At 49.8% G+C, this 9,410-nt stretch carries 6 protein-coding genes; 3 read left to right on the top strand and 3 right to left on the bottom strand.

Annotated elements, in window-relative coordinates; translation table 11 throughout:
• Window positions 1-332 (top strand): hypothetical protein (locus VIM87_RS25580; protein ID WP_331999737.1); only part of this gene is annotated, 332 nt, incomplete at its 5' end.
• Window positions 333-343: 11 nt separating this feature from the next.
• On the opposite strand, the gene VIM87_RS25575 is transcribed toward VIM87_RS25580, so the two are convergent.
• Both VIM87_RS25575 and VIM87_RS25570 read right to left on the bottom strand, forming a co-directional pair.
• A complete protein-coding gene (locus VIM87_RS25575) occupies window positions 344-1,873 on the bottom strand; it encodes a family 43 glycosylhydrolase (protein ID WP_331999736.1) in 1,530 nt (509 codons plus the stop codon).
• A 414-nt stretch (window positions 1,874-2,287) separates the two neighbouring features.
• Window positions 2,288-2,851: a 2OG-Fe(II) oxygenase gene (locus VIM87_RS25570; protein WP_331999735.1), complete on the bottom strand. Its 564-nt coding sequence runs from the start codon at window positions 2,849-2,851 to the stop codon at window positions 2,288-2,290.
• Between the two features lie 209 nt (window positions 2,852-3,060).
• On the opposite strand from VIM87_RS25570, the gene VIM87_RS25565 reads away from it, so the two are divergent.
• Window positions 3,061-7,932, top strand: coding sequence for a PKD domain-containing protein (locus tag VIM87_RS25565; RefSeq protein ID WP_331999734.1), 4,872 nt, complete (start codon window positions 3,061-3,063; stop codon window positions 7,930-7,932).
• Window positions 7,933-7,944: 12 nt separating this feature from the next.
• A complete protein-coding gene (locus VIM87_RS25560; RefSeq protein ID WP_331999733.1) occupies window positions 7,945-9,003 on the top strand; it encodes a PorP/SprF family type IX secretion system membrane protein in 1,059 nt (352 codons plus the stop codon).
• Window positions 9,004-9,059: 56 nt separating this feature from the next.
• Here VIM87_RS25560 and VIM87_RS25555 read toward each other — a convergent pair.
• On the bottom strand, window positions 9,060-9,410 hold a 351-nt coding region (locus VIM87_RS25555), incomplete at its 5' end, for an alpha/beta fold hydrolase (protein ID WP_414649667.1).

Below are 9,410 nucleotides of genomic sequence, written 5' to 3'. Positions count from 1 at the left end.
GCCATACACAACAAATATTCGCATATGATATCGAAGCCGCCAAAGCCATGGCCTGTCCGCAATGCCATCATAAAACCCTGATGGCCGGAAAAAAAGAAGTGCAGCAGAAAGCCACCGTCAACAGCGCAGGCTGGGGCTGGCAGCTTTATGCATGCGATGCTTGTGGCTATAAGAATAAAGAAAAGTATAACATCCCGGCCATCAGCACTTCCAGCAGCTCCTCCTCATCTTCCGGTTTTTCATTCGGCTCATCATCTTCCGATTCTTCCTCGTCTTCTGGCAGCTGGGGCGGCGGCTCTTCCGGTGGCGGCGGCGCAGGCAGCAGCTGGTAAGGAACAATGCTTTAAGGAATGATCTGCCACAGCTCTGCATCATACTGGTTTTCATACCACTGTTCCAGCTTGGTGCCCGGTGTTTGGTTGCTGTAGGGAACATTTAATGCCATCAGGCTTCTGCGGTTTATGAGCTTAAAGTAACCGTTGCCCATATCCTGCACCCGCCAATGCTGCGCTATGTTGTTATTATCCGTCCACTGGATCAGGATATTCCCCGCGTTTAATGATCCGCCAGCATCATCAAGACATAAATTAGAAGCAACAGATTTGATCTTATAATACCCGTTACCCAGGCTTATAAAGTTCCATTGCTGCGCAGTATTGCCATAGTCTGTCCATTGCTGGATCTGTACACCCGCAGTGGTAGTGCCGCTGGGCACATCTACACATTGGCTGGTAACCTTCGATTTAATTTTATACACCCCGTTGGCAATAGGCATGGCATAGCTGCTGCCGATGGATGGTGAAGGAATAGGAATGCCTTTTTCAATAGGATATCCGAAATAAGGAATGTCTCCATCCCAGGAAAATTGCTGGGTCATCACTCTCCTGTCCCATCCTGAACCATCACTGTTAGCGGAATGGTATACGATCCAGGATTGAATACCATCCGGCGATTTTACAAAGGATGCATGCCCCGGACCATACACATTGCCAAACCTGGAAAATGCAGCTGTATTGGGTTTGTTCCAGGATGCTTTTGACATCAGATCACCATTGGTACAGGTAAGACGGCCCAGGCAATAATCATTTGTCCAGCTGCCGCTTGCAGAATAAATAATGTTTACCGTATTGCCGCTTATAAGCGGCGTAGGGCCTTCATTCACCGTGGGTGAGCCTACTTTTTCCCAGGCATAATCCGGCCTTGATATTTCCACTCTTTCGCCGGAAATAGTGTATGGGTTGCTCATGCGGGCAATGTATATGAACTGCGAAACATTGCTGGTGCCTTCCCAGCCCGACCATACAAAATATTGCTGGCCGTTGAAATCAAAAGGCGATCCGTCAATAGCCCAGCGGTCGGTGGTGGCGCTTAATTTGGCTTTAAAATTATAAGCGCCGTCCAGGGGGTCGTTGGCGTTAAAACCGCCTTCCAATACATACATCCGGTGATTGGCATTATTACCATCATCCGCAGCAAAATACACATACCATCTGCCGCTGCGGTAATGCAGCTCGGGCGCCCATAGGTTACCGGAATACATGGTGCCGCCGGGCGGCGTGAAAATGTATGTTTTTGCAGGCAGCAGAATATCCTGCAGCGTAGCCGATTTCGTGATCCATAAACGCCCGCCGTCAGATCCGCAGTAGTAATAGTAGCCGCCTACCCTGATCACCCAGGGATCATAATAGCTGCCATTATCTATGGAAGGCAATGCATTGGTAAAAATGGGCGAAGCGCTAAAGGCCACCGGGCCGCTTTCCATGGCCGGGGAGCCGGATAATTTTTCCAATGTTGGGTTAGATGGTTTTTCACAACGCTGGAATAATACGATGACGGGTAAAGCGCATAGGACTAACAACTGAGTAGTTTTCATAGCGTGGGTTTTGTTGGGTTATAAAGATTGGGTTTTCAGTACTGGTAATTTACATAACAACGCCGAAACGTTTACGCCTATTTTCCTGCAGTTATTTTCAGGCAACCCCGTACAACTGTAAAGGCTCCGGCTAAGCCATTCTGTATCAGCTTTATAGATTTGAAACCCTCATATATAAATATGAAAAGCGCCTCTGTATACCTACTCCGGAGCCGGTAATATTTTTCATTCTCTCTATTTTTGACCCTGATAGCCATATGATAACACCTGTAAGCATTGTCATGAAAGAGAAAACCAACCATTTAGCCTTTGATCTCTATCCTATGCCTTAACCTGCGATAAGCTACCAAATGGGAACCAGGCGCCGGAATTCCCGCTTCGGTGTTTGTTCCCGGGTAGGGCTATTCCAATCTATTAAGACTTCACCACGTCTCCCCTATACATAATATCCGTTCTCAACACATACTTCACGCCCTCCGTTAACAACGTTCCTTCATGCCGCAACGGATGATAAAAAATAAGCGCCGTACCTGCCTCCGGACGAATAACCTCACCGGATGCAAACACCGTTTCACCGCCGCTGTATCCATCATTCAGGTATATCATAAAGGTATACTGGCTGGCCTCTGAAAGGTCCCTTACAAAGCTGCCATCCTTATGCATTTTAAATCGCTGGCCGGGACTGTATTTGTAAAAACGGAACAGCTCATTCAACCCGCACGCAGTGCGGTCAAAATTTCCCTGCGGTGCAAACGCCTTCAGCCGCTCCCAGATAAAAGCAGCATAAATTTCATCTTTATACAGCACCCGTTCATTATTCCTAACGCCTTTGATCATACGTTGTTCTCCGCCGCCAACATCAACCATCGCTTCTTCATAACCGATGGTTTCACTTTTTTCAATAAGGGCCTTGCATTCTTCCGGGCTAAAAAAATTTGTAATGGTAAAAATGTCCTGGGTGTAAACATGCTTTTCCATAAGAAAATTAATACAGCTTTTATGAAGCAATATAAAAGCCGGGGTTTGTTTGTGTTATTATGACGCAAAGAAAACTATTTTCAATGATATAACCAAGCACAACGTTCCCGGCATCCTTCTCAAGTCCATCCCCCTGTTTTTTCCCGTCCTTTTTAAACAAAACCCTTCCCGCTGCTGTTATTGTTAAACCTAATCGGCAACAGAGTACTATGCGTTCATTTCACCCCAACTTTAATCTACCTTCCAACAAACTAGGTTTAATTATTTTCTATAATATATTTCTTTTACTACTAACAACCACCGTCCGCGCCCAGGCGCCTACGATAACATCCTTCTCACCTGCAACCGTTTGCCAGGGCCAGCAGGTTACCATTACCGGAACCAATTTCACCGGCGCCACCCAGGTACAATTCGGTAATACCAATGCAGTTAATTTTACCGTAACCAGTGCTACCAGCATAACCGCTACTGTTTCAGACCAGGCTGTCAGCGGACAAATAACCGTAACCACTCCCAACGGCCCGGTTACCAGCACGGGCACCTTAAACGTACTACCTGCTCCCAAACCGGTTTTAATAGACCAAAGCACCGTAGATGGCCCCTTTACCAATTGCGATGGCAATGCCACCTACAAACTCACTGTAAGTAATAATTCTGTTGTCACAGCCCCGGGCAACACTTATGAAATTAACTGGGGCGATAACACGCCCGTTTTCACACAAACAGACTGGCCGGCAGCTGCGCAGGTTTCCCATACCTACACCACACAAGGTTATTTCCCCTTAACGCTTACCATCACACCGGCAAATGGCTGCGCAAAAAGTGCGGTTTACCAGTTCTATAATGGCAAAAATCCCTTGGCCAGCTTTACCACCACCTCCTCTACCACCGGCTTATGCGCACCCGCAGATGTGGAATTTCAGATCGGTAACTGGTTTAATAATACGCCCGGCACTACTTACGATATTGATTTTGGCGACGGCACAGCGCATGTTATTTTAACCCATCCGTTGGAGCCCACAAACATTACGCATTTATTAACGCATCGGTATAATACGTCCTCCTGCCCCTCTCCTGATTTTACAGCAACGCTCAAAGCCATCAACGGGTGTTTTACCACTACCTATACGCTCAACCAGATCATTATAAGGCTAAAGCCTGTTGCGGACTTTGATGCACCGCCATCACCCGTATGTATTAATACGCCGGTTTGTTTTACCAATAGAACAGTAGGTGGCTATAACGGTAACGGCTGTAGCAGAATAAGCACTTTTCTATGGGATTTTGGAGATAATACTACCTCCACTTTAGAAGATCCGCCCTGCCATACCTACGCCTCCCCCGGCACTTATACTGTTAAGCTAACGGCAGCCAATACCGGCTGTGGCGCCAGCACTAAAATAAAAACGGTAACGGTAAGCCCCATTTCCCCGCCACCCACGGTGGCCGCTCCCTCCCCGGCGTACTGCCAGGGCCAGCCCGCAGCGCAGCTTACAGCCACGGGTACCGGTTTATTATGGTACACCAGCGCCACGGGCGGCACAGGGTCCGCTACTGCGCCTACGCCATCCACCAACGTTCCGGGCACGCAAACCTGGTACGTAAGTCAAACACTTCCTGCTCATTGTGAAAGCACCCGTGTGCCTGTTTCTGTGGTTGTAAATGCTACACCCGCTGCGCCGGGGGTAACTACACCTGTACAGCTTTGTTTGAATCAAGCCGCTACCCCGCTTACAGCCACAGGTACCGGTTTATTATGGTACACTGCCGCTACCGGCGGCACAGGCTCACCCACTGCGCCCACGCCTTCAACAGCTGCAGTGGGCAGCACCACTTACTATGTAAGCCAAACTATCAATAGCTGTGAAGGTCCGCGTGCAGCCATTACCGTTACTGTTAACGCATTGGCCACAGCGCCGGGTGTTACCTCTCCTGTTACTTATTGCCAGAACCAGACAGCAGTTCCATTAACTGCAAACGGAACCGGCTTGTTATGGTACACCACTGCTGCCGGCGGTGTAGGTTCAGCTACTGCGCCTACGCCTTCAACAACCACTCCCGGCAGCACCACCTGGTATGTAAGCCAGGTTACCGGCTGCGGTGAAGGGCCCAGGGCATCCATCACGGTAGTAGTGAATGTAAGCCCCACAGCAGCTATTGCTTACACCCCATCCGTATTCTGTAACATCAATACGCCGCCGGTTGCAGTAACCCATACCGGTGCATCCGGGGGCACATATTCAGTAAGTCCCGCGGGGTTAACAATAGATCCAAACACAGGCGCCATCAGCCCCACCGGCGCTACCGCAGGCGTATATACGATCAGGTATACCATCCCCGGCACAGGAGGCTGCACGGATTATATTACCACGGCAACGGTTACAGTGAATGGTGCACCGGCAGCCACTATCAGCTATCCGCCCATTTGTACGGCAGATGCAGCCACCAGTGTAACCCTTACCGGCAGCGCCGGTGGTACATTCAGCTCCACCGCAGGCTTAACTATTAATGCAGCAACAGGTGTTATTACACCCGGTACCAGTACGCCCGGCAATTATACCGTAACCTATACTATTGCAGCAGCGGCACCATGCCCGGGGTTTGTAACAACGGCCCCTGTTACGGTTACCCGCGCGCCGTCAGCCACCATTTCCTATACGCCGGCCGTCCTGTGTAATGTGGCTAATACGCCCGCCACGCCCAACTTACCGGTAGCCGTAATACTTACCGGAACGCAGGGCGGTACATTTTCCATTACACCGGCAATAGGTTTGCCCATCATTTCAACATCAGGTATTATTAATCCTGCAGGGGCTATCGCAGGCGTATACACGATAAAATATACGGTTCCGGGTACCGGCGGCTGTGCAGATTACAGCACTACAACAACCGTTACTGTAAACAATACACCAACAACTGCTATCAGCTATGCAGGCTCCCCCTATTGCGGCAGCAATGCTGTTCCACAACCGGTATCATTGGCGGGTACTGCCGGCGGCGTTTTTAGCTCCACCGCAGGCTTGTCTGTTAATGCAACTACCGGCGCTATTAACCCATCCCTTAGCACAGCAGGCACTTATACGGTAACGTATACCATTGCAGCCGCCCCGCCCTGCCCGGGTTATGTTACCACCACCACGGTGCAGATAGAGGAAAGCCCCGTAATAACATTCCCAACACCCGCACAATCCATTTGCTCCGGTGAAACAGCCGTGTTCACACCTGCTTCCACCGTTACCGGCACTACCTATACATGGGCTGTTGTGGGGCCATTGCCTGCAAATGTGGCTGGTATCAGCGCAGGCGCTGCATCAGGTCCCAATGCTGCTATTACTTTATCTTTTACAAATACCGGTGCTGCCAGCCAGGTGCTCACCGTGCGGGTAATACCCACCAACCCCGCGCAAAAACCTTGTGCCGGCGCGCCTTACGATCTGCTGCTAACCGTAAAGCCGGCCACGCCTGCCCCCGTTACCGATACCGCGCATTTTTGCATGGCAGCGCCACCTGCTGCTTTACACGTAAATGCCTTACCCGGCGCCACGCTTAAATGGTATGATCAAAACGGAGGACTGTTAAATGCGGCGCCGGTTATCAGCACCGCTGCTCCCACACAGTTCACTTATTATGTAAGCCAAACAAACAGCTATGGCTGCGAAAGTCCCAGGTCAAAGATCATAGCTATTGTACACCCCACAGTTAAAATTGTAAGTTCATCCTTTACCAATCCCACCACCTGCGGCGTACCATCAGGCTCGGTAGTATTAACGGTGAAGGATCTGAACAACGGCGCAGTACCCAATATTCCCGTATTAGTGCATTACAACAAATTCCAGCTGGCGCAAACATTTACCGGCAGCACAGATGCCGCCGGCAACATTACCATACCGCTAACAGCAGGTACTTATACTAACATGTATGTGGAAACAACCGGCAGCTGCAGCTCGCAAAAAATACCGGATGTATTTATTTTAAGGGATCCTTCTCCGCCCGCAGCGCCAGTAGCAGGTTATAACCCGCCCTTATGTACGGAAATGCCTTTAACATTTACTGCGCTCACCGCTACCAGTGAGCAGGCAGGCCCTATTGATTATGTTTGGGCCGGCCCGGCCTTTGGCCCTTATGCCGATACGGTGCGCAATACCGTGATCACCTTCCCATCTGCCACGCAGGCAGATGCCGGAACCTATGTGGTGTACGCCATGCAAAACAACTGTATCTCATTGCCGGCAAGCTTTGAGGTGCTTATTAAGCAATCACCTTCCAAACCGGTCATTACTACCAGAACACCCTTGTGTGTGGGCGATGACCTGGTGCTGCAGGCTTCCAGCTCCATCCCTGGTAATGCCGCCATCAATTATGTATGGAAAGGCCCGGGACGCGGGTTCCCGGTTAACGGGCCTAATGCCGGCATTAACAGTGTAAAGGTGGAGGACGCAGGCATCTACACCATAACAGTTACCTCTCCCGAAACAGGCTGCAGCGCAAGCACCGATACGCTGATACAAATAGGCGCTTATCCCATTGTAAAATTTGCGCAGGATACGCTTACGCTGCCTACCGGCTACCGCCTGCCACTGGATCCGGTAATTACCAACGCAACTGATCCGGGCATCCTGCCCATAAAAACTTACACCTGGAAGCCCCTGCAGGACCTGGATTGTAATGATGCCGCCTGTTCCGCACCCATAGCCAATGTAAAGAATGATGTTTGTTATAACGTAACGGTTACTAACGTGTACGGCTGTACCGGCAGCGATGAGCTGTGTGTGAAAGTATTTTGCCAAAGCTCGCAGGTGTTTATTCCCAATGCATTTGCGCCAAATGGCAATGTGCCGGAAAACAGGAAGCTCATGGTAAGGGCCAGTGGCATTAATGCGGTTAAATCATTCAGGATCTTTAACCGCTGGGGAAAGATGCTCTTTGAACGAAGCAATTTTGCGCCCAACAGTCCTGACTTTGGGTGGGATGGCCGTGTGAACGGAAAGCTGGCAGATACCGGTGTATACATCTACACCGTAGAGGTGATCTGTGAAAACGGCGTTCCCTATACGTTCAAAGGCAATGTTACATTACTCTAAAACAACTTATTTATGAAACGCTATTATAAAACAGGTTGTTTACTTCTTATAAGTTGCCGGCTTATTTTAACAGCAGCTGCGCAGGATGTGGGTTTCTCCCAGTTCTATGACCAGCCCCTGCTGCGCAATCCCGCATTAGCCGGCATCTTTGAGGGCGATGTAAGGATTACAGCATCTTACCGTAACCAGTGGCAAAGCGTTACCATCCCCTACCGCACGTTTGCATTAAGCTCGGAAGTTAAGTTCACGCCCGGTTTTATGAGCGATGATAACCTTACCATTGGCCTGCAGCTTATGCGCGATGTGGCAGGCACTTCAGAGTTCAGCACCACGCAAATACTGCCGGCAGTTAACTATAGCTTCCCGCTTAGCAGGGAACATAACTCCTATTTATCCGTTGCTTTCATGGGCGGTTTAATGCAGCAGCGCTTTGATCCCAGCAAGCTGGTTATGAACGATCAGTTTGTGGCCGGCAGCAATGGCGCCTTCAGTATCCTGCCTTCTTCCCGCCAGATCTTTAACAATACCAGCGTTAATTATTTCGATTTTTCCACGGGCATCAGCTATAACGGCGTTATAAAAGAGCAAACCGATTACTTTGCCGGCGTTGGCTTATTCCATCTTAAAAGGCCACAGGTAGGCTTTTACGATGGCCACACTATTACCCTGAACCGGAAGCTGGCCCTTAATGCCGGGCTCTCAACCCCCACCAGCGAAAAAGACCGTTTCATTATTTACGCAGATTATTTCAAACAGTTTGGCGAACGCTTTACCCCCGTAGGCATTAGTTCCATGCAGGCAGGTGTAATGTTAAGTCATGATTTTTTTGGAGATGAGCAGCAGATCATTACCGGCGGTGTGCTTTATCGTATGAGCGATGCCGTTATACCCGTCATCCAGCTGCAGCTGTATAATTTTATGGTAGGTATGAGCTACGATGTGAACATCGATAAGCTGGCCACTGCATCAAAATACCGCGGTGGCCTGGAGCTGGTATTATCCTACCGCGGTTTCTTAAACACCCGGCAAAGCGAGCGCCGGCAAACCCTTTGTCCTAACTTCCGCCGGTAAAAAAAAGAAGCGCATCACCTGGTAGTAATGCGCTTTCTATTGCAAGATGTTATGCATCATTTTTTCAGGAACTCCACGATCATGGCCGTTACAAGGGCCGGTATCGGACTGTTGGCGTCCGGTGAGCAGATCTCTCCGATATACTCCCCATGCCCGCCCGGCAGTATGGCCAGCTGCGCATGCGGCAGCAAACGGGATAATGCCAGCGCTGATTCAGGAAGTATTACATCGGCATCCGCATTCAGCACTAACGTTGGCGACTGTATGGCTTTTATGCGCTCATCGCTGATGTCTTTAAAGTTCAGCATCCGGTCACGATCCCGGTCAAACATGGCCTGCAATCCTTTAGGGTCCGGGTTAGCTTTCAGGTAAGTATCTTTCAGCATTGGCGGCATATTATCCAGCGT

The organism is Chitinophaga sp., from assembly GCF_036569125.1.
In the GTDB taxonomy this organism is placed as follows: domain Bacteria; phylum Bacteroidota; class Bacteroidia; order Chitinophagales; family Chitinophagaceae; genus Chitinophaga.
This window is presented reverse-complemented; position numbering and strand designations above follow the sequence as displayed.

Excerpts from the sequence above, each read along its gene's own strand:
- VIM87_RS25575 (WP_331999736.1), bottom strand. The coding sequence starts at position 1,873 with ATGAAAACTACTCAGTTGTTAGTCCTATGCGCTTTACCCGTCATCGTA.
- VIM87_RS25570 (WP_331999735.1), bottom strand. The coding sequence starts at position 2,851 with ATGGAAAAGCATGTTTACACCCAGGACATTTTTACCATTACAAATTTT.
- VIM87_RS25565 (WP_331999734.1), top strand. The coding sequence starts at position 3,061 with ATGCGTTCATTTCACCCCAACTTTAATCTACCTTCCAACAAACTAGGT.
- VIM87_RS25560 (WP_331999733.1), top strand. The coding sequence starts at position 7,945 with ATGAAACGCTATTATAAAACAGGTTGTTTACTTCTTATAAGTTGCCGG.